Source organism: Rheinheimera sp. (assembly GCF_037442525.1).
In the GTDB taxonomy this organism is placed as follows: domain Bacteria; phylum Pseudomonadota; class Gammaproteobacteria; order Enterobacterales; family Alteromonadaceae; genus Pararheinheimera.
In genome coordinates this window covers 223,604-248,864 of sequence record NZ_JBBIQD010000002.1, presented here as the reverse complement: position 1 = coordinate 248,864, position 25,261 = coordinate 223,604, and the positions used below count along the sequence as shown (strand labels likewise).

Annotated in this window: 24 protein-coding genes and 1 pseudogene; 20 read left to right on the top strand and 5 right to left on the bottom strand. The window is 47.7% G+C overall.

Annotated features, from left to right (window positions below; all coding sequences use genetic code 11):
• Positions 1-46: 46 nt before the first annotated feature.
• The 20 genes and pseudogenes from flgB to WKJ03_RS05255 form a co-directional block, all read left to right on the top strand.
• Entirely contained in the window at positions 47-451 is a 405-nt protein-coding gene (gene flgB, locus WKJ03_RS05350; protein WP_337841136.1) for a flagellar basal body rod protein FlgB, read from the top strand.
• Positions 451-873 (top strand): flagellar basal body rod protein FlgC, encoded by a 423-nt coding sequence (gene flgC, locus WKJ03_RS05345; RefSeq protein WP_337841135.1) that lies wholly within the window; start codon positions 451-453, stop codon positions 871-873. The genes flgB and flgC overlap by 1 nt, the downstream gene beginning before the upstream one ends.
• A 14-nt stretch (positions 874-887) precedes the next feature.
• On the top strand, positions 888-1,631 hold the full coding sequence (locus WKJ03_RS05340) for a flagellar hook assembly protein FlgD (protein WP_337841134.1): 744 nt from the start codon (positions 888-890) through the stop codon (positions 1,629-1,631).
• A gap of 26 nt (positions 1,632-1,657) precedes the next feature.
• Positions 1,658-3,001, top strand: a complete 1,344-nt coding sequence (gene flgE, locus WKJ03_RS05335; protein ID WP_337841133.1) for a flagellar hook protein FlgE — start codon at positions 1,658-1,660, stop codon at positions 2,999-3,001.
• Positions 3,002-3,124: 123 nt separating this feature from the next.
• Positions 3,125-3,868 (top strand): flagellar basal body rod protein FlgF, encoded by a 744-nt coding sequence (locus WKJ03_RS05330; protein WP_337841132.1) that lies wholly within the window; start codon positions 3,125-3,127, stop codon positions 3,866-3,868.
• Between the two features lie 21 nt (positions 3,869-3,889).
• The gene (gene flgG, locus WKJ03_RS05325; protein ID WP_337841131.1) at positions 3,890-4,678 is read left to right on the top strand and encodes a flagellar basal-body rod protein FlgG; all 789 of its coding nucleotides are present in this window, start codon (positions 3,890-3,892) and stop codon (positions 4,676-4,678) included.
• Positions 4,679-4,688: 10 nt separating this feature from the next.
• Entirely contained in the window at positions 4,689-5,369 is a 681-nt protein-coding gene (flgH, locus tag WKJ03_RS05320) for a flagellar basal body L-ring protein FlgH (protein ID WP_337841130.1), read from the top strand.
• A gap of 14 nt (positions 5,370-5,383) precedes the next feature.
• On the top strand, positions 5,384-6,478 hold the full coding sequence (locus WKJ03_RS05315) for a flagellar basal body P-ring protein FlgI (protein WP_337841129.1): 1,095 nt from the start codon (positions 5,384-5,386) through the stop codon (positions 6,476-6,478).
• Positions 6,479-7,480 (top strand): flagellar assembly peptidoglycan hydrolase FlgJ, encoded by a 1,002-nt coding sequence (flgJ, locus tag WKJ03_RS05310; RefSeq protein ID WP_337841128.1) that lies wholly within the window; start codon positions 6,479-6,481, stop codon positions 7,478-7,480.
• A 48-nt stretch (positions 7,481-7,528) separates the two neighbouring features.
• Positions 7,529-9,568 carry a flagellar hook-associated protein FlgK gene (flgK, locus tag WKJ03_RS05305; RefSeq protein WP_337841127.1) on the top strand — a complete coding sequence of 680 codons (2,040 nt, stop codon included), beginning with the start codon at positions 7,529-7,531 and terminating at the stop codon, positions 9,566-9,568.
• Positions 9,569-9,570: 2 nt separating this feature from the next.
• Positions 9,571-10,800 carry a flagellar hook-associated protein FlgL gene (flgL, locus tag WKJ03_RS05300; RefSeq protein WP_337841126.1) on the top strand — a complete coding sequence of 410 codons (1,230 nt, stop codon included), beginning with the start codon at positions 9,571-9,573 and terminating at the stop codon, positions 10,798-10,800.
• An 830-nt stretch (positions 10,801-11,630) separates the two neighbouring features.
• A complete protein-coding gene (locus WKJ03_RS05295) occupies positions 11,631-12,635 on the top strand; it encodes a flagellin (protein WP_337841125.1) in 1,005 nt (334 codons plus the stop codon).
• A gap of 302 nt (positions 12,636-12,937) precedes the next feature.
• The gene (locus WKJ03_RS05290; RefSeq protein WP_337841124.1) at positions 12,938-13,948 is read left to right on the top strand and encodes a flagellin; all 1,011 of its coding nucleotides are present in this window, start codon (positions 12,938-12,940) and stop codon (positions 13,946-13,948) included.
• A gap of 294 nt (positions 13,949-14,242) precedes the next feature.
• On the top strand, positions 14,243-15,247 hold the full coding sequence (locus WKJ03_RS05285) for a flagellin (RefSeq protein ID WP_337841123.1): 1,005 nt from the start codon (positions 14,243-14,245) through the stop codon (positions 15,245-15,247).
• Between the two features lie 56 nt (positions 15,248-15,303).
• Positions 15,304-15,729, top strand: coding sequence for a flagellar protein FlaG (locus WKJ03_RS05280; RefSeq protein WP_337841122.1), 426 nt, complete (start codon positions 15,304-15,306; stop codon positions 15,727-15,729).
• Between the two features lie 46 nt (positions 15,730-15,775).
• Positions 15,776-17,179 (top strand): flagellar filament capping protein FliD, encoded by a 1,404-nt coding sequence (gene fliD, locus WKJ03_RS05275; RefSeq protein ID WP_337841121.1) that lies wholly within the window; start codon positions 15,776-15,778, stop codon positions 17,177-17,179.
• A 17-nt stretch (positions 17,180-17,196) separates the two neighbouring features.
• Positions 17,197-17,622, top strand: a complete 426-nt coding sequence (fliS, locus tag WKJ03_RS05270) for a flagellar export chaperone FliS (protein ID WP_337841120.1) — start codon at positions 17,197-17,199, stop codon at positions 17,620-17,622.
• On the top strand, positions 17,623-17,922 hold the full coding sequence (locus WKJ03_RS05265; RefSeq protein WP_337841119.1) for a hypothetical protein: 300 nt from the start codon (positions 17,623-17,625) through the stop codon (positions 17,920-17,922).
• Positions 17,906-19,996 carry a 6-hydroxymethylpterin diphosphokinase MptE-like protein gene (locus WKJ03_RS05260; protein ID WP_337841118.1) on the top strand — a complete coding sequence of 697 codons (2,091 nt, stop codon included), beginning with the start codon at positions 17,906-17,908 and terminating at the stop codon, positions 19,994-19,996. Before WKJ03_RS05265 ends, WKJ03_RS05260 begins: the two co-directional genes overlap by 17 nt.
• 92 nt (positions 19,997-20,088) lie before the next feature.
• Positions 20,089-20,945 (top strand): annotated as a pseudogene (locus tag WKJ03_RS05255) (IS3 family transposase); the annotation flags it as partial.
• A 98-nt stretch (positions 20,946-21,043) separates the two neighbouring features.
• Here the strand turns inward: WKJ03_RS05255 and WKJ03_RS05250 are convergent.
• Genes WKJ03_RS05250 through WKJ03_RS05230 form a run of 5 tightly spaced genes read right to left on the bottom strand, consistent with a single transcriptional unit; the run spans position 21,044 to position 25,251 of the window.
• Positions 21,044-21,718 (bottom strand): PIG-L deacetylase family protein, encoded by a 675-nt coding sequence (locus WKJ03_RS05250; protein ID WP_337841117.1) that lies wholly within the window; start codon positions 21,716-21,718, stop codon positions 21,044-21,046.
• Between the two features lies 1 nt (position 21,719).
• Positions 21,720-22,883, bottom strand: coding sequence for a class I SAM-dependent methyltransferase (locus WKJ03_RS05245; RefSeq protein WP_337841116.1), 1,164 nt, complete (start codon positions 22,881-22,883; stop codon positions 21,720-21,722).
• Positions 22,876-23,919, bottom strand: a complete 1,044-nt coding sequence (gene pseI, locus WKJ03_RS05240) for a pseudaminic acid synthase (protein WP_337841115.1) — start codon at positions 23,917-23,919, stop codon at positions 22,876-22,878. Before pseI ends, WKJ03_RS05245 begins: the two co-directional genes overlap by 8 nt.
• Positions 23,916-24,548 carry an HAD family hydrolase gene (locus WKJ03_RS05235; RefSeq protein WP_337841114.1) on the bottom strand — a complete coding sequence of 211 codons (633 nt, stop codon included), beginning with the start codon at positions 24,546-24,548 and terminating at the stop codon, positions 23,916-23,918. Before WKJ03_RS05235 ends, pseI begins: the two co-directional genes overlap by 4 nt.
• A complete protein-coding gene (locus WKJ03_RS05230) occupies positions 24,532-25,251 on the bottom strand; it encodes an ATP-grasp domain-containing protein (RefSeq protein ID WP_337841113.1) in 720 nt (239 codons plus the stop codon). Before WKJ03_RS05230 ends, WKJ03_RS05235 begins: the two co-directional genes overlap by 17 nt.
• Positions 25,252-25,261 lie beyond the last annotated feature (10 nt).

Sequence of the window (25,261 nt, the reverse complement as noted above, 5' to 3'; positions counted from 1 at the left end):
TTTTGCTTGCTATTTGCCATCAGTGTAAACAGCAGGTGATAAAGCTATGGCTATCAGTTTCGAAAAAGCCTTTGGCGTACATCCGGAAGCCCTATTAGTCCGCGACCAGCGTTCTTCTTTATTGGCGGAAAATATCGCCAATGCCGACACGCCAGGCTACAAGGCCCGTGATCTGGATTTCCAGTCAGCGCTGGAAGGCGCAAAGGCGCGGCAAAGCGGCGAACTGGGGCGAACGGATCCCCGTCATTTCGAGATTTCCACCGCCAGTCGCCGCGCTGAAGCACAATACCGAATGCCAGGCCAGACCGATACCGGGGATGGTAACTCTGTGGATATTCATGAAGAGCGCAATGCCTTTACCCGCAATGCCATGGAGTACCAGAGCACACTTAACTTTCTGAATAGTCGGATCAGTGGCCTGAAAAAAGCCATCACCGGAGGACAGCAATAATGAGCATGTACAACGTCTTTGATATTGCGGGCAGTGGTATGTCTGCCCAGCAGGTCCGTCTGAACACCACGGCCAGTAATATGGCCAACGCCAACAGCGTCAGCAGCAGTGTTGGTGAGACATACCGGGCACGTCATCCGGTGTTTGCCACAGCGCTGGAGGAGGCATTGGGTGAAAACGGTGAACAAAGTGCCAAAGTCAAAGTGATGGGGATCGTCGAGTCGGACGCTCCGCTGAATGTTGAATATGCGCCGCATCATCCGATGGCGGATGACAAGGGCTATATCTACAAGCCGAATGTCAACATTATGGAAGAGATGGCCAATATGATTTCGGCATCACGCTCTTATGAAGCCAATGTGCAGGTGGCTGACGCCGCCAAACAAATGGTCAGCCGTACCCTGATGTTAGGTCAGCGCTAAGCAAGGAGTAGAGCATGAGTAGCGTAAACAACAACGGTATCAGTGATCTGTACTGGAATACAGATACCAAAACGACCACCACAGACAACAGCAACGGCGCCCTGACCCAATCTGATTTTTTTGCGCTTTTGACACAGCAGTTGGCCTATCAGGACCCGACCAAACCTGTCGAAAACGATCAAATGATTGCGCAGATGACCAACTTCACCATGGCCGATGGTATTGCCTCGCTAAATACCAACTTTAAAGACTTCGCCACCAGTATGAACTCCAGCCAGGCGCTGCAGGCGTCATCTTTGGTTGGGCAATATGTACTGGTGAAGTCTGACGATATGGTTTACAGCGGCGAAGATGATGTGGTGGTTGCCAGCGCCAATTTCCCGGCAGCCGCAACCAACGTCAATATCAAGATTAAAGATGAAAACGGCGTGGTGGTGCGTTCAGTCAATCTCCCTTCGGCGGATGCCGGCCGTTTGCAGCTGCCGTGGGATGGGACTACTGACACCCAGGCCGTCAATGAAGATGGCACCCCTAAAGTGGATGAAAAGGGAAATCCTGTGATGGAACTGGCAAAAGCTGGCAATTACACCATCTCTGTGGAAGCGACCATTGCTGGAAAAAATGAAGCGATAGAAACCGGTGTGTATGCCCCTGTCTCCAGCGTCAGTTTAGGCAATGGCACTACCACGGGTTTGGTACTGAATGTGTTTGGCCAAGGCCAGAAAAAACTGTCTGACATTATTGAAATCGCGACCTAAGTTGCACACAGAGTTGAGGTGACATTATGAGTTTTAATATAGCGTTAAGCGGCCTGGCTGCAGCTCAGAAAGATATCGATACCACGGCAAACAATATTGCCAACGTGAATACCACGGGTTTTAAAGAATCCCGCGCTGAATTTGCAGATGTGTATGCCGCGTCTGTGTTTACATCCAATAAAACCAAAGTGGGTGATGGTGCGACCACCACCAAAGTGGCGCAGCAGTTTTCGCAAGGTTCGCTGAAATTTACCAATAACTCACTGGATCTTGCGATCACCGGAGATGGTTTTTTTGCCCTGTCGCCTGAAATTGGTTCCCGCGAGCTGAGTTATACCAGGGCCGGCGCATTTAAACTGGATAAAAACAGCTTTATTACCGACAACAACGGCAACTTCTTGCAAGGGTACCCTGTGGATCCCTCCACTGGGGATACGACGTCCGTTAGTTTGAGCACAACCAATCCAATCCAAATTCCGTCAACAGCAGGTGCACCACGGGCGTCCAGCAATGTGTTTGTCACGATGAACCTGGATGCGCGTGAGACTAACCCGACTGTGGCTTTTGATCCGACGGATTCTGCATCTTATAACTCGACCACCTCCACCACTATTTATGACAGTTTGGGTGAGCCTCATGTGCTGACGATGTACTTCAGACGCAATGATCCTCCAGCGCCAGCTGCACCAACCAACGAGTGGCAGGTTTATGCTGTCTTGGATGACAATGATGCGGTACCGGCGGCGCCTTCAGGTGGCCCGCTGACACCTGGTGCCGCCATTGGTCCTGTGACTTTGGACTTTGATGCCAATGGTTTGCCCCAGGTTTCGCCATTTCCAAACGTGGTATTACCTATGGCCGACTTGAACAACCCGGTCAACGGTTACCTGACCAATGGGGCTCAGTTTACCAGTGATTTAAATATTCAGTTCCGCGACGAATCCGGTACCCGGGCGCCGACCCAATACGCATCCAAATTTGAAGTAGGTAGCCTGAGCCAGGATGGCACTACAGTTGGCCGTTTAACCAGTGTCGATATTGATGCTGCAGGTAAGGTGATGGCCTCTTACTCGAATGGTGACCAGACTTATCTGGCACAAGTCGCAATGGTGAAGTTTGCCAATCCGCAGGGCTTAACCCAGATTGGTAACACCTCCTGGAAAGAGAGCCTGACGTCGGGAGAAGCTTTGGCGGGTGAGGCGAACTCTGGCACCTTTGGCGCGGTAAACAGCTCGGCGCTGGAGCAATCCAACGTGAACCTGACCAATGAGCTGGTCGACCTGATTGCCGCACAGCGTAACTTCCAGGCGAACTCAAGGGCATTGGAAGTGAACAGTACGCTGCAAACCACCATCTTGCAGATCCGTTAATTCATTTCGTGTCAAAAAGCCACCTTCGGGTGGCTTTTTCTTTTTAAACCTCTTACTAAACAAAACATTACAAATGTGGCATTGCTCTTGCTTTCACTGAAGTAAGCAAACAGGAGATCCGTTATGGACCGTTTACTTTATATCGCGATGAGTGGTGCCAAAGAGAATATGAATGGCATCAGTATCAAAGCCAATAACCTGGCCAACAGCGGCACCACAGGCTTTAAAGCCGATTTGGAGCAGGCCAGGGCGATGCAGGCCTTCGGTGAGGGGTTACCCACCCGGGTGTTTTCATTGACGGAGCGACCAGGTCAAAATTTTGACGATGGTGCTTTGATCATGACAGAGCGGGATTTGGATATTGCAGTCACTGGTCAGGGCTGGTTTGCGGTGCAGGATGCGGATGGCAACGAGGCCTATACCAGAGCAGGTAACCTGCAATTAAGCCCTACAGGGGTGTTGCAAACGGCCTCTGGCTTGCCGCTGATTGGTGAACAGGGGGTGATCCAGTTGCCTCTGCCTATTCAGAAAATGGAAATAGGTAATGACGGCACCATCAGTATCAGGCCACAAGGCGCTCCGGCCAACGTGATGGAACCTGTGGCCCGAATCAAACTGGTTCGCCCAGAGTTTGAAGATATAGAAAAAGGTCTGGACGGTTTGTTCCGACGTAAAGACGGTGCTCTGGCGGAAGCCAATGCCGCAGTCACAGTACAGAGTGGTGCTTTGGAAACCAGTAATGTGAATGCGGTCAGTGAAATGACTCAGATGATCAGCCTGCAGCGTCAGTTCGAAGTGCAGGTGAAAATGATGAAAACCGCCGAAGAGATCGATCGGCAACATAACCAGATTATGCGGATAATCTAGGGCTAAGCCCAGGAGGATTTTATGCATCCGGCTTTATGGATCAGTAAGACTGGCTTAGATGCCAAACAACGCGATATTTCGGTGATTTCCAACAATCTGGCCAACGCCAGCACAGTGGGTTTTAAGAAGAGCCGGGCTATTTTTGAAGACTTGCTGTATCAGAATGTGAACCAGCCAGGCGGGCGCTCGTCACAAAACTCAGAACTGCCCAATGGTTTGATGTTAGGGGCCGGTACCAAGGTGGTGGCCACCCAGAAGAGTTTTACCCAAGGCAATATGATCACTACGGACAACAGCCTGGACGTGATGATCCAGGGCCATGGTTTCTTTGAGGTGTTGATGCCGGATGGCACTATTTCTTACAGCCGTAATGGGCAGTTCACCACAGACAGCGATGGCAATCTGGTGACGTCGGGTGCTGGTTATCAAATCCAGCCAAATATAGTGATCCCGGAAGATGCTCAAAGCATTACCATTTCGCAGGACGGCGAAGTGTCGGTGCGGTTGCCTGGGCAAACGGAAAATACCGTGCTTGGCCAATTGACGCTGACCAATTTTGTGAACCCGGCCGGTTTAGAGCCTGTGGGCCAGAACCTGTTTACTCAGACGGCAGCCAGTGGCGATCCGATACAGGGTATTCCCGGACTGGAAGGCCGCGGTATTCTGGTGCAGGGCTCGTTGGAAACCTCCAACGTCAATGTCACCGAAGAGCTGGTCAGTCTGATTGAAAGCCAGCGGGTGTATGAAATGAACTCCAAAGTGATTTCCACCGTCGATCAGATGATGGGAACCCTGATCCAGCAGTTGTAGGAGTAGAACCATGCGAGCCCTATTGCTTAGTGTCTTGGTGCTGTCATCTGTGGTGGGTTGTGCATCAGGCTTTAAAGAGCCCATGCCGGATGATCCGGCGTTTGCCCCATTGCCGCCGGAGCCGGAAGCTGTGCCTATTTCCAATAACGGCTCCCTGTTTGCGCAAGGCTTGTCCAATGGTTTGTATTCTGACAATAAAGCCCGTCGTCCCGGTGACATTATTACGGTGGTGTTGCGTGAAAACACTCAGGCCAGCAAACAGGCGAAAACCGAATTTGGCAAAGACAGCTCGGCGAGCTTTGACCCTATGGTGGGTTTGGGGGGCCGTGACGTCAGCGTACTGGGTAACACCCTGCAGTTTGGTGCCAACTCCACCAGCGATTTTAAAGGTGATTCGAAAGCGGATCAGAGCAATAGCCTGACCGGCAATATCTCGGTCAATGTATTGCGGGTGATGGCCAACGGCAACCTGGTGATCCGGGGAGAGAAATGGGTCACACTGAATACAGGCAAAGAGTTTATCCGCCTGACCGGCGTGATCCGGGCTGAAGATATCGACGCTCAGAACACTGTAGCCTCCACCAAAATTGCCAATGCCCGTATTGAATACAGTGGCACAGGGTCTGCGCATGGCGGGCAAAGCCCGGGGTGGCTCAGCCGGTTCTTTACCAGCGTGTTATGGCCTTTCTGACCGGAGCAACCAAGATGAAATTACTGCAATCTGTTGTTGTGATGCTGGCTCTGAGTCTTTGTACACCGCTGCAGGCGGCCCGGGTGAAAGACCTGGCGTCAGTACAAGGGGTGCGGAGTAATCAGCTGGTGGGTTATGGCCTGGTGGTGGGGTTGCCTGGGACGGGTGAGCAAAGCCCGTTCACTGAACAAAGCTTCAAAACCATGCTGAGTAACTTTGGTATTAATTTACCGCCCACCATGAAAGCCCAGATAAAAAACGTGGCGGCCGTGGCTGTGCATGCTGAACTGCCGGCTTTTGCCAAGCCGGGCCAGACCCTGGACATTACGGTGTCTTCGATGGGCAATGCCAAAGGGCTGCGGGGCGGCACCTTGTTGCAAACCTTTCTAAAAGGGTTGGATGGCAATGTGTACGCCGTTGCCCAAGGCAGCCTGATTGTTAGCGGGCTAGGGGCTGAAGGTGCTGATGGTTCCCGTGTGGTGGTCAATACCCCAACGGTTGGGCGTATTCCCAATGGGGCCATAGTTGAACGTGAAGTACAGTCGCCTTTTGCTGAAGGGGATTTTATTACCTTCAATCTGAACCGCTCAGACTTCACCACGGCCAAAACCCTGGCGCAAACCATTAACCAGTTTATTGGTGAAGGCACAGCCCAGGCACTGGATGCGGCCTCGATTCAGGTGCGAGCTCCCCGTGATATCAACCAGCGGGTGTCTTACTTATCGACGCTGGAAAACCTGGAAATGGAACCTGCCAGCCAATCCGCCAAAATTATTATCAATTCCAGAACCGGTACCATCGTCATAGGGAAAGACGTGCGTTTGTTTCCCGCCGCAGTCACTCATGGTGGTCTGACAGTCACTATTGCCGAAAACCCGACTGTAGTGCAGCCCAACCCGCTGGCCGGAGGGGACACTGCGGTAGAGCAAAACACCATCATTGACGTGCGGCCAGATAAATCGCGGATGTTTAAATTCGACCCCGGTGTCACACTGGACGACCTGGTCAGCACCGTCAATGCTGTGGGGGCGGCGCCTGGTGATCTGATGGCTATTCTGGAAGCGCTGAAAGAAGCCGGCGCCATCCACGGCGAGTTAGTGGTGATCTGAATGAAACGACTCGAGCAACAGGTCAATTACCATGACCTTGGCAGCCTGCAGCAACTGAAAGCCAAATCAGCACAGGATGACGATGCCGCATTGCAGCAGGCCGCCAAACAGTTTGAGTCGATTTTTATGAGCATGCTGCTGTCCAGTATGCGTAAGGCCAATGAAGCCTTCGAAGCCGATGGTTTGATGAACAGCCAGACCACCGAGTTTTATCGTGATATGTACGACAAACAGCTGGCGAGCGAATTGTCTGAAAATGGCAGCCTGGGGTTGGCCGATTTAATAGTGCAGCAGCTGAAACCACCCGCAAGCAAAAAGCGTATCGGTGACGACGCCCACACAGAGTTGAACATGCCTCAGGGGCATGGCGCCAGGGTGCAGAGCTCAAATGACGTGCAGAGCCTGGCGGCAAAGCCAAGCTCGTCTTTACCAGAAGCTGTGCCTTATACCGCAGATCCTCAGGTGATAGCATCCGGGTCCGCTGAGTCTGACGCCAATGACTGGAGTTTTACTGAACCGGCCGATTTTGTCCGCAAGTTGTTGCCGGCTGCAGAGCAGGCGGCGGCAAAACTTGGCCTGGAGCCACTCGCTTTGCTGGCGCAGGCTGCGCTGGAAACCGGCTGGGGGCAGCGTATGTTTAAAACGGGGGAAGGGGAAAACAGCTTTAACTTCTTTGGTATTAAAGCCAGTCACGGCTGGCAGGGTGATGTTGCTGTTGTCGACACCCTGGAATACCGTCAGGGGGTTGCAGCGAAAGAGAAAGCGAGATTCCGCGCCTACAGTTCGCCGGAACAGAGCCTGAACGACTATGCTGACTTTATTCAGAACAACCCGCGTTACCAGCAGGCGTTGGAAGTCAGCAGCAATCCAAAAGCCTATTTTCAGCAATTGCAGGCGGCAGGTTATGCGACTGATCCCAACTATGCGCAAAAAATCTGGGCTGTATTTAACAGCGATACTTTTAAACAGGCACGAAACCTGCTTGCAATAACGAAGTCTTAAAGAAATTATACCCGCTGCCGATAACGCAGAACTGAGCTGGAGCCTGGTATGTCGGATAACTTATTAAAAATTGGCACCTCGGCTATTTTGTCGAGCGCAGCTCTATTGTCTACCACCAGTAACAATATTGCGAACGTCAATGCCGAAGGTTATACCCGTCAACGCACTGAATTTGAAGCCAATATTCTGGGGCTAGGGGTTGGCAGGGGGACTACGGAACGTCTGGTCAATAATTTTGCACTGAAGCAACTGTGGCGTGATACCAGTGCTGTGGGGTATGCCAGCCAATACGTCTCCGAAGCCGGTCGGGTTGATTCCTTGTTTGCCGACTCATCCAACAGCATTTCCACCGGCATCTCCAATTTATTTACCCAGCTGCAGACTGCTATTAATGACCCGTCCAGCAGCGCTGCCCGCCAGCTGGTGATTGGAGGCGCTCAGACGCTTTTAAACAAATTCAGTACTTTGTCCAGTCAGGTGTTGGACCAGGGTACTTATGTGAATGAACAGCTTGCGGTGTACGCGAAAGAAGCGAATTCCTACATCAATTCCATTGCCACGCTAAACCGCGAGATCCTCAACTACGGGACCAATCCGGCCAAGCCACCGCCGCTGGATTTGCTGGACAAAAGGGATGAAACCATTCGCAAGCTGTCCGAGCTGATGGATATTCAGGTTCTGGATGCTGCCAATGGGGAAAAACAGATTTTTATGGGCACGGGTCAGTCTCTGGTGATGGAGGATGGTAAGTTTAATCTGTTTAATATTGCCGGCGACCCAGACCCGCAGCGCCAGACGCTGCAGCTGCAGGTCAACGGTAAAAACACCATTGTCGCCAGCGTCGATGAAAATGATATAGGGGGTAAAATTGGCGGGTTGCTGAAGTTCAGGTCGGAAATTCTGGAGCCAGCGCAACTTCAGCTGGGCCAACTGGCTATTTCGTTTGCTGACGCCTTTAACACGCAAAACAAGCTGGGTATGGATGGGGACGGACTGATTGGCCAGGATATTTTTAAATTGCCCGCTTTTTCCGGTCTGCCACTAAGCAGAAACACAGGTGATGGCACTGTAGCCGGCACTTTTGTACCGACACTTGGAAAGGAGATTCCAGCCAATAACTTTAAGGTGGTGTTTTCGAATGCCACTCAGTTTACGGTGCAGGCGCTGGATTCAGACGGGAATGTGGTCAGCACCAGACCTGAAGCTCCAGCGACCGAGTACAATTTAGTTGGTGCAGGCCCTTACACTTTTACCTCGTCCGCTACTGAGGATTTATTCGGTCTTGAATTTACCATCACTAACGGTGGCACTGCCTTTGCTGCCGGCGATGCGTTTGAACTGAAACCTTTGGCTGATGCGGCGGCCAATGTTCAACTGGCCACCAACAGACCCAATGCGATAGCACTGGCGTCACCTTTGGTGGGCGATACTGCAAACAGTAATCTGGGCAATGCAAAAGTTGAAGGACTTGTCGTTAGCAGTATAGGTGGTGCCACGGATCTGCTTAGCGCTCCTTCGACCTTTAATGCTGGCCAACCGCTGACTATTACCTATTTGGGTGGCAACCAATTCGAAGTGAATGACAATAACGGCACCACTGAAACTTATACCTTTCCCAGCAATAACTACGAAGATTTTTTAAGTAATTTCCCGTCTTTTGCCAATGCGGGCTTTGAGTTTGCCATCAGTGGTGTACCGACCGCAGGCGATACCTTTACCATTGATTACAATGTGGGCGGTTTTAAAGACAACCGTAATGGACTTTTGCTGGGGCAGCTGCAAAATTCAGACACGGTGAGAATTTCTGCAGAAAATATTCCGAATGCCGATAAGTATCAAAGCTTCACTCAGGCTTATGGCAGTATGGTGGGTTATATAGGGGAGCGGACCAGCCAGGCAAAAATTAACCTGAGCGCGCAGTCTGCACTGTTGGAGCAGACATCGGCCTGGAATGAATCCCTGTCTGGTGTCAGCATGGACGAAGAGGCGGCCGATTTAGTGCGTTTCCAGCAAACCTATGCTGCAGCGGCTAAAATTTTATCCGCGTCGCAATCTATTTTTGATACGTTGTTGCAGGCAACGAGGTAACCATGCGCATCACCTTTAATATGCAATATAACCAAGGTATTAACTCTATTACCTCAACCCAGGAGCGCCTGCTGAAAGCGTCTGCCCAGTTGGAAAAGCAAACCAGGATCCTGACGCCTTCCGATGATCCTTCTGGCTCTGCCCGCGCTATTTCGCTGGAACAGAACATTCAGCAGACCACTCAGTTTCAGGTGAACAATCAGGCTGTTAAAAACAGCCTGACGTTGCAGGAAACGGTGCTGAGTAACATTAAAAGTGCTGTTCAGCAGGCCAGGACTCTGACCCTGTCGTTGGGGAATGGTTCGTTCGATCCGGATGACAGAGAGGCAGTCACCAGCCAGCTGACAGCCATCCGGGACCAGATTTTTGATTTGATGAACAGCCGCGATGAATTAGGTGGTTATTTATTCTCCGGTTACAAAGATCAGACCCAGCCGTATGAATACAACAGTGCCACCGGCAAATACGAGTTTCGCGGCGATGAAGGGGTAAAAGAACTGCAGATTGGCTTATCCGTCACTATCCCGTCAAATGCCAGCGGTAAAGAGGTGTTCGACGGCGTGGATAAACGTTTTACCACAACAACGCCTGCGGTGACTGCCCCCGTAACGGCCGCTCAGGTAGATGTATCCAATCAGAGTCTGTACGACAGCTTTTTCCGTGCCAACTACAGTGGTTTGCCTGCAGCCGATAATTCAGTTCGGGTGGCCTTAGTGCCTGGAGCGCCAGATACCTATGAGGTGTATGTGGGCGGCAGTGCGACGCCGGCAGCGACAGGGAATTACACGGCTGGCCAGCCGGTGAATTTTGCGGGGCTGGAAATTGAGCTGACAGGCGCAGTGGTTGGCGGCGAAGTCACGTTTGATATGGCGCCGCCGGAAAAAACCAATATTCTGGATTCGTTGACAGAGCTGATTAATCAGGTCAATTCAGGGATTGAAGGCGATGTATTGGCTGCCCAGGTCTCAGACAGCATTGTTGAGCTGGACAATGTCAGCCTGAAAATAGGTGCTGCCCAGTCTTTGGTGGGGGGAAACATCAATATTCTGGACAGTATTTTTGGGGGCAATGAAGATTTGCAAATTGCGACCAAAAGCCATAAAGCCAGTATTGTGGAAGTTGATTATGTGACAGCTATTACGGCTATTACCAAAGAGGAAACTGCCTTGCAGGCGGTACAGGCCACTTTCACTAAAATTACCGGCCTGAGTCTGTTTGATTATATTCGTTAAGACAGAATTCCTGGTTTCAGTTAAAAGACGCTCTGAATGAGCGTTTTTTTATTTCTGTAGTAATTATTTATTAAATATCAATTCACTAATAATTCGGTTATTCATCTAAAGTTTCGTCCTTTCTCCCCGATACAGAACATAGAGAACCAGAAAACCTGAGGTTTTATATGTAAATTCATTCATCCTTCTGTTTGCTTATTTTTAGAGTTGCCAGGCCAGATACAGGCAACAGCAACCTATTGAATGCAAAGGTATGTCATAGCTATTGATGCGGTCAGGGCTACAGCTACTCAGGCATTTTTATGCCGCAGTGGCTGGGGTTGTTGCCGGTGCACGGCTGCAAGTTGCCGTTGTAGGTCGATCGCTATTGTGCCTCGTCCGCAGATGCTCTGTGTATTTCGGACCTTTAATTTCAGGCAGGGTAGAGGGGTGAAAGTTCAGAGTAAACGCGGAGGCGGCGTGGAGAGCGCCCCCTGAACGGAAGGGGTAGGTTCAGGGGGCGCGATTCCAGTGACTTCAAGCGGAGGCAATTGCTTAGAGTTCCTGGTGCGTCAATTACCCGTCGGGTGACTGACGCCTATGGACTATGCGATTTGTATGCCATTTTTTTCGGAAAAGTGTTTGTTTACTGCCAGTGGGGCGGTGGCGGCATTTTTTTGCCCGAAGAATTCTGGTTTTTATGTAGATAAATCATAGGGATGTGTAAGTGAGTGTGGCAGCGGCAATAAAAATTTTTCTAAAGGAAATTCTTTGCCGCCCGATAACCTGTTTAAGCCGGTGACAATAGTTGTCCGGTGTCACTACCTAACCGATAGATTGAGGGTGTAATTATGGCCTTATATGTCAATACCAACGTCAGCTCATTAAACGCTCAACGGCAGTTAATGGGTTCAGGCAACCAGTTAGATACAGCGTTCCAACGTTTGTCTTCAGGTTTCCGTATTAACAGTGCCCGCGACGATGCCGCCGGCTTACAAATCACCGATCGCCTGGGTTCACAAATCCAGGGTTTGCAACAGGGTAACCGTAACGCGAATGACGGTATCTCTCTGGCGCAAACCGCTGAAGGGGCGATGAACGAAGTGACCAACATGTTCCAGCGTGTACGTACTCTGGCGTCACAGGCTTCCAACGGTTCCAATACGGATGAAGACCGTCTGGCCATTCAGGAAGAAATCCGCTCCTTGATGACAGAAGTCAACCGTATTGCTGAAGATACTACTTTTGGTGGTACCAACTTACTGGACGGCAGCTACAAAGCCAGTTTCCAGGTAGGCGCAGATGCGGTTCAGACCATTGGCTTTAGTATGCAAACCGTTGGCGAAACCACCAATGGTGATAACTCCCTGACGGCTAATGGTGGCTTTACTTTGTCTGGTATCGCAGCCATTGCCAGTGCCGTGACTGGTAAATCGCTTTATGCGACAGCGGCCAGCGCAGGGATTTTAGTGAATGGGGATTTGTCTGCATTACAAGAATTGGACTCCTCAATCTCTGCTGCAGACCTGACGTTTACATCTTTTGGTGCGACCTCTATCAGTGTGTCCTCTCAAGTCAATGCTCAGCGGGTGTTGGCGGGTATGGACGCATTAATTGCGGTGGTGGATAAAAAACGTGCGGAGCTTGGTGCTGTACAAAACCGGTTTCAATCCACTATCAATAACCAGTCAAACGTATCTGAAAACTTATCAGCAGCATCTTCCCGCATTAAAGATGCCGACTTTGCGGCTGAGACTGCCAAACTGACGCAGTACCAGATCCTGCAACAAGCCAGCCAGACCATTCTGGCCCAAGCCAACCAGCGTCCTCAGGCTGCCTTGAGCTTGTTAGGCTAAGTTGTAAAACTCTCTCTTATTCTCTCTCAATCTCTCATTCAAAACCCGCGCCTGGCGCGGGTTTTTTTATCGGCAATTTATTGCCTGCGGCATTGCCGGTTTTGGCAAAAAAATTCCGCAAAAAAATTATATAAGCTATTGATTTTTAACAGAAAAAATTAGCAAAAAATTCCTTAAAGTTATTTTTCCAAGCGCCGTTATAAAGGGTGTCCGGAGGTGAGAGCCCGGGCATCGAGAGAGCAAAATGGTTGGGGGTGAGAGCCCAACCGCTTTGAAAGAAAATGAGATGAGGAGAGTTAAAAATGCCATTATATGTTAATACCAACGTCAGTTCATTAAACGCCCAGCGTCAGTTAATGAGTTCAGGTTTAGGTCTGGATCAGGCCTTCTTAAGATTGTCATCCGGTTTCCGGATCAACAGCGCTGCCGATGATGCAGCAGGCTTGCAAATTAGCGACCGGTTACAATCGCAAATCATGGGTTTGCAACAAGGTAACCGTAACGCGAATGACGGTATCTCTCTGGCTCAAACCGCTGAAGGTGCCATGAACGAAGTGACCACTATGTTTCAGCGGGTCCGCACCCTGGCGTCTCAGGCGGCAAACGGTTCAAACACCGATGAAGACCGTATCGCTATTCAGGAAGAAATCCGTGCTTTAATGAGCGAAGTAAACCGGATTGCGTCAGATACGACCTTCGGTGGTCAAAATCTGTTGAATGGTGGTTACGAAGCCAGTTTTCAGATTGGTGCGGATGCAGTCCAAACCATTAGTTTCAGTATGAAAGAAGTCGGGTTAACAACAAACGGCTCAAATTCTTTAACAGCCAATGGTGGTTTCACTTTGTCAGGTATTGCCAGTATAGCAAGTGCTGTTGTTGGCAAATCTCTTTACGCAACGGCAGCCAGTGCAGGTTTATTGGTAAATCAGGATTTATCAGCCTTGCAAGCTCTGGATTCGACAATTTCTGCTGCAGATCTTGCATTTACTGCGGCTTTCGGTGCGACGTCCATCAGCGTGTCATCTCAGGTCAATGCTCAGCGGGTGTTGGCTGGGATGGACTCGTTAATTGCGGTGGTGGATAAAAAGCGGGCTGAGCTGGGTGCTGTGCAAAACCGCTTCCAGTCGGCCATCAATAACCAGGCAAACATTGCTGAAAACCTGTCTGCTGCCCGTTCACGGATTAAAGATGCAGACTTTGCGGAAGAAACAGCCAAACTAACCAAAAATCAAATTCTGCAGCAAGCCAGCCAGACCATTCTGGCTCAGGCCAACCAACGGCCTCAGGCAGCGTTAAGTTTACTGCAGGGGTAATTCCCCACTGAAAAGCACAACTTTTCCCATCTCCTTCTCCCGCTCAGGGTTACCTGAGCGGGAGTTTGTTTTTTATCCGCCATAGAAATTTTTTGAAAATTTAACTTGTTTAAATTCAATTGTTTATTTTTTATTTTGGCAAATAATTAAAAAAAATCAAAAAAAAAGCTAAAGCCTTTAGATGTGCCGCCGATACACAGCTTAGAGGACTTGTATTAGTTACTCTGAGCGTTCGGCATTTAACTTAGGGGTAGGTTGAATGCAGATCAACAAAGAAATAAAGCGGAGGCTATTATGGCTTTATATGTCAACACTAACGTCAGTTCGTTAAATGCCCAGCGCCAGTTAAATGCATCTGGCGGGCAACTGGATAAAGCATTTCAGCGTTTATCTTCAGGTTATCGTATTAACAGTGCATCGGACGATGCGGCAGGTTTGCAGATCTCTAACAGATTATCTGGTCAAATCAACGGCTTAAACCAAGGGATCCGAAACGCGAATGACGGTATCTCTCTGGCGCAAACCGCTGAAGGGGCGATGAATGAAATCACCAACTCTTTTCAGCGCGTACGTACTTTAGCTTCTCAAGCCTCAAATGGTTCTAACACTGATGAAGACCGCCTGGCCATTCAGGAAGAAATCCGTGCCTTGATGACGGAGGTCAATCGTATTGCTGAAGATACCACTTTTGGTGGTCAAAACCTGTTAGATGGCAGCTATGAAGCGAGCTTTCAGGTTGGCGCAGACGCTGTTCAGACAATTTCATTCAGCATGAAAACCGTTGGCGAAACCACCAATGGTGATAACTCCCTGACGGCGAACGGCGGCTTTACTTTGTCTGGTATCGCAGCTATTGCCAGTGCGGTGATTGGTAAATCGCTTTATGCGACAGCGGCCAGTGCAGGGGTTTTAGTCAATGCAGATTTATCTGCATTGCAAGAATTGGACTCCTCAATCTCTGCTGCAGACCTGACGTTTACCTCTTTTGGTGCGACTTCCATCAGTGTGTCCTCTCAGGTTAATGCTCAGCGGGTGTTGGCGGGTATGGACGCATTAATTGCGGTGGTGGATAAAAAACGTGCTGAGCTTGGTGCAGTGCAAAACCGTTTTCAATCCACCATCAATAACCAGTCAAACGTATCTGAAAACTTATCTGCAGCACGTTCTCGTGTTCAGGACGCCGACTTTGCGGCTGAGACTGCTAAACTGACACAGAACCAGATCCTGCAACAGGCGAGCCAGGCTATTTTGGCTCAGGCGAACCAGCGCCCTCAACTGGCGTTAAGCCTGTTAGGTTAATCTGAATAGTGGGAAGCCGTCGCTTTTCGGCTTCCCCTCTCAGTGTTGGAGGTCGTATGATTAACATAGGTACGAATATTGCAGGTGTTGTGGGCAACAATGCAGCACTTAAGCTGGATGGTGTTTCAGTACCCAAAGCAGAAGCTGCTGCGGTCAACCAGGTTGCGGACGCTCCGCTTGAAACACTGGCAGATGCTGAAAAGACTACAGCGCTTAAGCCAGCGGACAAGGCGGAAGAGCTGACAGCATTGTATGATGCGGTCGATATGGTTAACCAGAAACTGATGGTGAAGTCGACTAATCTGGTTTTTGAGTTCGACGACGCAAAAGATCCGCCTATTGTCAAAGTGGTCGATAAAGCAAATGGCGAGGTCATTCGCGAAATTCCTTCGAAAGAATTAAGGGAAATTGCTAAGGCTTTGAATAGTATTGCCGATAACTTAAATAGCAGCTCAGGAGTTTTGCTGAACGAGCATTGGTAATGAGTGACTGAAGTGCGGTGCAAAAGTAGAGTGAGGTGATGACAATATGGCAACAGTAACCAGTGCGGGTGTCGGTTCAGGTCTGGATCTGGAAAGTATTATATCTGCTACTTTACAAGCCGAGTATCAACCCAAAGCACAACGTATAGCGACTCAACAATCTTCATTAAAGGTGGAGTTGACGGGGTTAGGTGCTATCAAATCGGTACTTGCCAAGTTGCAGGATGTTGTCAAAGACTTGTCAAAAACCTCAGTGTTCGAAAATCGGACTGCGTCAGTGCGACAACCTTCAAACGCGAGTGATGAAGGTGATCTGATTTCGGTGACTACTTCTACGACGGCCACACCTGGTTCATTCCAGGTGGAAGTGGAACAATTAGCCAAAGGCAGCCGAGCTGTTTCCGCACCTGGCTCGACTTTTTCGGCATCGACCGATGTGGTCAGCGCTTCGGGCGGGACCTTAACGTTTGAAGCTGGCGATAAATCCTTTACGTTGGATATTGCGGCTGGAGCGACTCTTGAAGATATCCGGCAGCAGATTAACAAATCAAAAAGCAACTTCGGTTTATCCGTCAATATAATTAATACCGGTACCGAGTCTCAGCTGGTGATCAGTTCAAATATCACGGGCACTGGCAACGATTTAAAAATAACAGGCAGTTCAGCAGAATTTGATAAGGTGACGACTGAGGCCTTTGGGGGCGGAGCCGGTGGTTTGGCGATAGCCGCAGCGGATCAGGCGCAGGATGCCATTATTAAAGTCGATGGGCTCCAAATTACCAGTGACACCAATACGTTTAAAGATGCAGTGCAAGGCCTGACTATTAAAGCGTTGAGAGAAAGTGTTGCGGATGAAACGGCTAAGGCGACAGTGGACTACGATAGAACAGGAGTCAGCAGTAAAATTGATGCCTTTGTTACCGCATACAACAATGTGGTAGAAACCATCAATCAGCAGTCTTTGCTGGTAAGTGCTCCGCTTTATGGGGATCCGACAGTCCGGGCTATCAAAGACCAGCTCATCAATGCATTGTCTTCTTCGGTAAAAGATGCGGGTGATTTTGAAACCATTTTCGACGTTGGTCTCAAATTGAACGCAAGTAACAAACTGGAAAAAAGTAGTTTGGTCCGTAGTACGAACGATGCGCTGGACAGCAACTTTGCCGACGTGGGTGCGCTGTTTACCAATGCGGGAGGTATTGCCGAAACGTTTTCAACAATGTTATCCGGTTATGTGGATTCTGGCGGCGTGATCAAAGGTCGCCAGGATGACATTAATGTTGAATTGCGTGACTTGGACGATGATACAGAAAACTTGAATTATCGTATGACCACACTGGAAGCTAATTTACGCAAAAAATATTCAGCACTGGACGTATTAATTGCACAAATGAACAGCACCAATAATTATCTGACCAGTCAGTTAGCATCTTTGTCGAAAACTAAATAACAGAAGAGATTACATCTATGTACGGTAATAAGGTTAAACACTACCAAAAAGAGGCGTTAAAAACGCGCTTGGCTAGTGCAGATCCCCATCAGATTATTCAGATGCTGATGGAAGGAGCTATAGACAGTATGAAAGTGGCCAAAATTACCATCGAACAAAAGGATTATGAGAATAAGAGTAAAGCCTTGTCCAAAGCTACCAGCATTATTGATTCATTACGCCTGAGTCTGGATACTTCTGTAGGCGGTGATATGACCGAAAATCTGGCTGCTCTTTATGGTTATATGTCCAGACGTTTAATGGAAGCCAGTATTCAGAATGATATTGCTATTGTTGATGAAGTGATCGGGTTACTGTCCACTATCAAGTCTGCTTGGGATCAAATCCCTGAGTCTGCTAAGCAAGAAGCTTACCAGCAGCTTGAGCAGCAACAAGCTGTTTAAATGACTGACAAGCAAGAGATTTCTGACAAGATTGTTGTTGTATCTTCATTGATCGACCAGGGGTTGGTGGAACAAGCCGCTGTGGTTTTTGACGATATTGCCCAGTTTGTGACCCGGCTCCAGTTGGACAGCACGACGAGCAAACAAGACATTTATTTTTATCAGGGTATCAGCGACCAGTTACAAAAACTCGAAAGTGTTTTGTTGGAGACACAAGAAAAGATTAAACTGCAGCTGTCCCCTTTTAATCAGAATAGTCAACTGCTTGACGGAGAAGTATACAGTGGTAGACGAAAATGAATTTTCGGAACTGATCCAGACCTTAGAACAGAAAATCTCAAAAATTGAGCAGTCCCAGCAGCAAGAGCAAGAGTTTGCCAGGCTGTCCGAGCAGCGTTTTCAATCCAACCTGGCTGCTTTTGAAAAGTATCAGCCCAACGTGGCCGAATCCATTAAAAAGTATCAACCAGAACCTGATTTCAAGCTGTACGTGACCCGCAGCGGTGAAGGGAATTTCATACCAAGGGGCAGCAAATTTCCTCTATACAGCGATTCCCCTACAGAGCAGGCATCAGAACAAGTTCAAAAATACAGTGACAAAGCCACATTTGGGCGGATGGGGTTGTATAAAAGCGCAGGGAAAGCACCAGAGTCCGACCCTCGAATACATATTAGTTATATGTATAAACTGATGAAACTGATTGCAGGGTGTGAGGGGCGACCGTCGGCAGCAAGAATCACTACACTACCAGATGAGTATCCCTCCTGTTTAATTTTTGGTATTGGCCTTGGTTACCACTTACCTATTCTTTTGAACCGATGCCGTTTTGATTATGTATTTGTTTGTGAGCCGGACTTTGAACTGTTTTATGCCAGCCTGTTTTGTATTGATTGGTCGTCTTTGCTTGAAAATATTGACTCACAAAATGCAGCGTTCATTCTTCATGTTGGTATTCCGTATAAAAAATTTTTTAACGAAATTCAGTCGTCTGCTTCGCAAATCGGCGCATTCTCTATTATTAACAGTTTCTGTTATCAGCATTACCCCTCCAAAGAAATTAACCAGCAAATAAAAACCTTTTTTGAACAGTTTTACCGTTTTCAAAACGGGTTTGGCTTTTTTGATGACGCACTGAACGGATTTGCGCATATGGCGTTAAATCTGGAAAGTAAGGCCCAATTTCTGCGAGCCAACGTAAAAAATAGTATTCAGTCAATGCCAGTTTTTATTGTTGCCAACGGGCCATCGCTTGATGAGTCGTTAGACTTTATCAAAGAAAACCAGCATAAAGCGGTAATTATCGCTGCAGGTACAGGCTTGCAAACCCTGTTAAAAGTCGGGGTAGTGCCGGATTTTCATGTCTTAGTAGAACGACCTCGTTCTGTGTATGAAATTCTGCGTCAAACTACCACGGCGGAACAACTGAGCCAGTTAAATCTATTGTCTGTAGAAGTCGTTTATCCAGATACCGTTGATTGCTATAAATGGGTCGGGTTGGGGCTAAAAGGACCTGAGGCATCAACCTATTTTCTGAAAATTCTGGCTCTGCGCCACGGCATCAATCTACAAGTGCTTCGAAATGCAGGGCCATTAGTAACGAATACCGCACTGGCATTTGCCACCACATTTGGTTTTAAAGAAATTTACCTGTTTGGCGTCGATAATGGCACTCCAGAGTCTCTAAGTTCGACACATTCGAAGCTCAGTATCTACAACGATAGTCGTTATGCCGGCAAGTATAAGCCTAATGTCGGTTCCAATATGTCATTGCCTGGCAACCTTGGCGGAAATGTAAAGACGTCGTCCTTGCTGGCTATCTCTAAACTTGGCGCAGATGACTTAGTGTCCAACTATCAAAAGCATGGGCAAGTCTACAATGTGGGTCATGGTGCTAAAATTGACAATGCGATCCCTGTGCGGGAGGAGGATCTGCTCGTTGTGAGCTCTCCCGGTGCGGACAAACAGAAGATTATCGAAGCCATAAAAGCTAAATTTTTTACTTCGCTCGATTTTAAAATTGATGAGCAGATGATTGCTGTCAACGAGTTTGAGAGTTTAGTTGATTACCTTATTGAGATTAATGATCGTCCTATTGAGAGTCGCCGCGATGCCTCTGAAATCCTGAAAAGTCAGTCCAGAGTGGTGTTTGCTTATCAACAGACAGCAAATATTCACCTCTTTCATATGCTGAAAGGGGCTTTATTATATTTTCATTGCCCGTTGATCACCTTACTGTACACCTATGAAGACGAGCTCTTTACATTGGACGTCTTTAAGCAAGCTTTGGGGGTATGGAAAGAATATCTAACCGAGATGAAGTCGATGTACAAGCATGATTGGAAAACTAAATGTGCATTGATGCCTAACTCGTAGGAATTGTCCTTAACATCGCTAGGTAATCACCTCGGAAATTAACTGACGCTAAAAGTAGAATTTTCTCGTACCATAAACGCAGGAGATTCTGCATGAAAACATCAAAATTTAGTGACAGCCAAATCCTGGCAATTTTAAAACAAGCGGAAGCTGGAGCTCCGGTTCCCGAACTCTGCCGTGAGCACGGTATGAGTTCGGCCACCTTTTACAAATGGCGCGCCAAATTTGGCGGCATGGATGCATCCATGATGGCCCGGCTTAAAGAGCTGGAGGCGGAAAATGCCCGGCTGAAAAAGATGTACGCCGAAGAACGGCTCAAAGCCGAAATCCTCAAAGAGGCCATCGAAAAAAAGTGGTAAAGCCGTCGCGCCGACGGGAATTGGCGCAAAAGGCGGTGCGCGAGAAATCCATTTCGGTCACATTGGCCTGTGTGGTGTTTAGCATCAGTGAAACCTGCTACCGCTATCAGGCCCGTCTGAGTGATGAGAACGCGGAAATTGCGGACTGGCTGCTGCGCTTAACCTCCACTTACCGGAGTTGGGGCTTTGGCATGTGTTTCTATTACCTGCGTAATGTGAAACGCTTTGGCTGGAACCATAAACGTGTGCTGCGGATTTACCGCGAGCTGGAGCTGAACTTAAGGATAAAACCCAAGAAACGGCTCACCCGTGAAAAGCCTGAGCCGCTGGCGGTGCCAGAGATGAAGAACCAATGCTGGTCGATGGATTTTATGCATGACCAGCTCGAGGATGGCCGCAGTTTCCGGCTGCTGAATATCATTGATGACTTTAACCGGGAAGGATTGGCGATTGAGGTCGACTTCTCGCTACCGGCAGAACGGGTAGTCAGAGTGCTCAATCAAGTCATTGAGTGGAGAGGCAAACCCAAGGAAATCCGTAGCGACAACGGTCCTGAATACATTGGTTCTGTCCTCAAAAACTGGGCAGAATCAAACTGAGGCTGCAAACTGTCTAATAAACTCTGGTCGATTCAGCGTGCATCAGATTGGCCCTGACGGTACCCACTGCTTGAAAAACGCCGGAACCATTAGATAATGGATCTTATCAGCATAAAAGCCTCAGCCAGCGGTAAGCCTACAGAGTTTCCTCTTAATTTTGCCAGATTTAATACATTTTGAATTGACCTGCTGTGCGGTTCGTCACGCATTTCTGTTTGATAACACAACAATGCCGATTCTTTGACTGACCATAGATCTGAAATATCTACAAAAGCCGTTGGAATAAATGGCAGATAACCCGGTGTTTGCCATTCGGTGCTGGAAAGCACCTCAAAACTATAAATTTGTTTGATGCTGCCGCCAGGCAAGGGCCGGCATGCTGTCACCACGGCCTGATGGGTGATTCTGTGATCAATATTCAGATCGCCGATATGATGGGTGTACACTATCTCGGGCTGGATTTTTATAAGTATATTTTCAATAGCTTGTACTATGCTGAGTAACGGAAGACTGTCGAGTTGATTATCACAAAAACCAAGGTAAAAGGCCTGTATGATACCAAGCTCTTGCCCGGCTTTGTCGGCGGCAGCCTGGCGGCTGGCCAGCTCTGCTGCCGTAGCGCCAGGTCTGGACGTTACCCCATCAGCCAGAAATATGGCATAAACACTGTCACCATTTTGACTGTGTCTGGCGAGAGTGCCACCACAACCTAAGGCTTCATCATCAGTATGGGCGCAGATGACTACTACTGTTTTTGCCGCCATCTTATGATTCCCAATCTGCAGGTTTCAGAATTTCACCTTGCCACCCCAGGCTGGTGATATGTGCCACAATCTCTTTATAAAAGGATGAAGCAATAATTATCGTAGGAGCCTTGCCAGACATTTCTGCCGGGTACGCCCTGATGACATCAGAACCATATTCAATCTGCCATGGATAACCCACCATCATTTTTCCTGTTTTATTACTGTTACCATCTAATATTTTTTCAGGTGTCAGTTCATAAAAAGACAACATCTTAGCGCCATAACTGCCTGCGCCCCAAAGCCAATACTTCTTCCCCTGCAGGCTGTGCATCAGTTTATTTTTTATTTGCGCCAAAGTTTCATTCAGAGAGCTGTTTAATTCGGGGGCTTTAGTTTGAATAGATCTAGAGTTGTCTTTGCTAAAACAGCAGATCAGGTTATTACTGTCGGTTGCAGTGTATGAACGTAAAAACCAGCCATAAGATTTTGCGACATGTGCCAGAGAATTGACTGAAAATACATGTAGATGTTCGATATGAAAGGGGTCAAGACTATGTTTGTAGAGCACGCTGTCTAAACTTGGTGTTTCTAATACCAATACTGTGTGATCATAAGCGGATTGATTAATTGACAACCAAAAATCATGTTGATCATCAATATGCTCAATGACATGTCGGCTAAAGATGATGTCGAATTTATTAGTATTCTGAATTGTTTTGGTCGAGAAGAAGTCTTTAATCGTTGTTATGTTTTTACTGATAGCAAGATCTGCTGAGTTATGGCTGGGTTCATAACCAAGAACGTTCAGCTGTGGCCAGGTTTCACGGCTTGCTATCAGCAGTTCACCACTAGAAGAACCTACTTCAAGCAATTGTTGTGCTTTGTTCATTTCCGGCACATTTGTTTTTACAAATGCCATAAAGTCATCGCGGAACTGTCTTCCTATCCCATCCTGTGCCGGGGTGTAATAGTGATTTGAATAAATGGAATTCAGTAAGTCGGTATTATAGTTGTGTTGATAAGCATGACCACAAGCAGGGCAGAAGTAAAAATCAATATCTATTTTATAGGGCTGAGGGATCACCGCATCTTTTGGCACAGGGTGTTGGTAAATGTTTGTGTGCTTCAGGTTGAGCAATGAAATCGTGTTATCACTGGCACAGATTGAACATTGATTATTCATGACCTTCTCCATTTTCAATCAAATCCCAGGATAAGCGTGTTCCCCTGCTAATGTCAGATGTGGCGTTTTTGCCAAGCACCTGGTCAAAAAACTCCGGCGCCATGCCAAAACCTGGCCTAATGACCCTGATGTTATGCGCAGTGAGTGGCTGGCCCTTTTTGATATCCTGCACAGCGTAAATGGAACGACGGTGATTAGAGCCACTTCTGTTTGGATTATTCAGCACCTCACTGGAGCCGATGGCCTGCCATGCTTCCAGTGACAGTTGCACCAGCTGTTTCATTTCATCGGGTTCCAGTGAAAATGCCGCGTCCGGGCCACCGTCAGCTCTGGAAATCGTAAAGTGTTTTTCAATCATCACAGCGCCCATTGCAACAGAAGCAATCGCAGCTAAAGGGCTCAGGCTGTGGTCAGATAAACCTACAGCACAACCAAGTTGTTTCAGCTGATGAATACATTGCAAATTCATATCTTTAGCTGCGGACGGGTAAGCGCTTAGACAATGCAATAATGTTAAAGATGATAAATCTGGGAACTCGGCCAGAAATGCAGCTAACTGCTGATAGGTGGAGACGCCGGTTGACATGATCACTGGCTTACCTGTGGCAATAATACGCCGTCTCAGATGAACATCGTTGGCTTCAAAAGATGCAATTTTATATGCCGGTGCGCCAAGTTGTTCCAACAAATCCACAGATGCTTCATCAAAGGGCGAACTGAAAATGGTTAACTCTTGTTGACGTGCATGCTCAAAGAGTTCTGCCGTCCATTCAAGCGGCATTGCGATTTCTTTGTACAAATCATAATAGGTTTTACCGGCCCACAATTTATCGGTAATAACAAAATCTTCTTTATTACAGTCGATTGTTAAAGAGTCTGGTGTATAGGTTTGTATTTTAATAGCATCTACACCACATGACTTTGCCGCATCAATAATTTTTTTTGCTTTATTAATATCTTTAAGATGGTTGTTCGACATCTCTGCGATGATATAAGGTGGGGTATTTAAACCTATTTCTCTGTCATTGATAATCATTCATCACCTCCGCCATATTGATGTTGTACAAAGTCGATACCACTATTTTTAGCGAATAAACCATCGGTTTCTGCCAGATCGCCAACCATCACCCAGTTACTGCATGGGTATCTTTCTTTCAGATAGATAAATGCGGCAGGATTCGGTTTAAGCGGCATCTCACCCGCTGTTGTGCATATCACCATTTCTTTAAAATAGCGGTTTAACTGCAACTTGTTAATTTTGGTCTGTTGAATACAGTTGATGCCGTTGGTTACCAGCAATAATGTTTTACCCTGTTGTAATAACTCAGTTAAAAGCTGTTGATATTGCAGATGAAGCTGTAGTTTTTCCGGTTGATGTTGCCTGAATAACTGCACCATCAACATCGCTTCTTCGGTTGCTAAATGAAACTCCCGGCAACAACAGCCAAATAAATCATCTTTGTATGGCGGCGGTGCACTGCGGTGTCTCGCCAAAAAACTGAATAACTGCTGTTGGTCGAGCTGATACTTTGCCGCCATATAGTGTGAAATTTCACAAAATGCCGAATGGTCAAATTTTGTTTGCAAAAATATCGTGTTATCAAGGTCAAACAAAATACCTTGGTAGGGCATTAATTGTTGTTTCAGCTCAGTTATTGCATTCAAAAGCAAACTCCTGCCAATACCGGACCACTTTTATTTTTTTAATATCAGCATCCAGAGGAAGTTGGATAGGGGACTGAACAAACTGCTGAATGGCAAGCACAGGCAAATCAAAACCAGCAAAAACACTAAACATCACACTTCCTGCCAGCCTTGGGTTAATTTCAATAAGATGGGCTTTACCTGTATTATCCAGCATGATTTGAATATTAATAGCGTGGATAAACTTTAGTTTTTTTACACATTGTTGTGCCAGCTCGAGCACGGCAGGCTGTTGATCAATTTCACCAATTCTGGAAACGCCAACAGCCTGTAGCCGTTTTCTGGCAACGCCAAAGAGCCAATTGCCATCATAGTCGACCAGCACATCCACGGTATATTCAGTGCCGCCTTGCATCTGCTGAATGACGCCATTTTTTGGCTGATAATAAGGTAACAATGCAGCGTCAGTAATAAACACAACCCCTTTGCCACCTCTTCCAACCGCAGGTTTAAACACGGCGGGTACAGTGTTTGTTCTTTGAACAATGGCAATGTCGTTTTGTTCGCAATAATCCTGCAGTTTTATTTTGTTGCAGCAAATGGCAATGGTGTTTTTATCACACAACATAATTTTGCTCAGCATGTTGTGTTCTAAATTGGCTGCTGATAAAACCAACAACTCTTCGTCAATAAAGGGAATAAAAATATCGGTTTTTTCCAGCAAAGTGGTAATA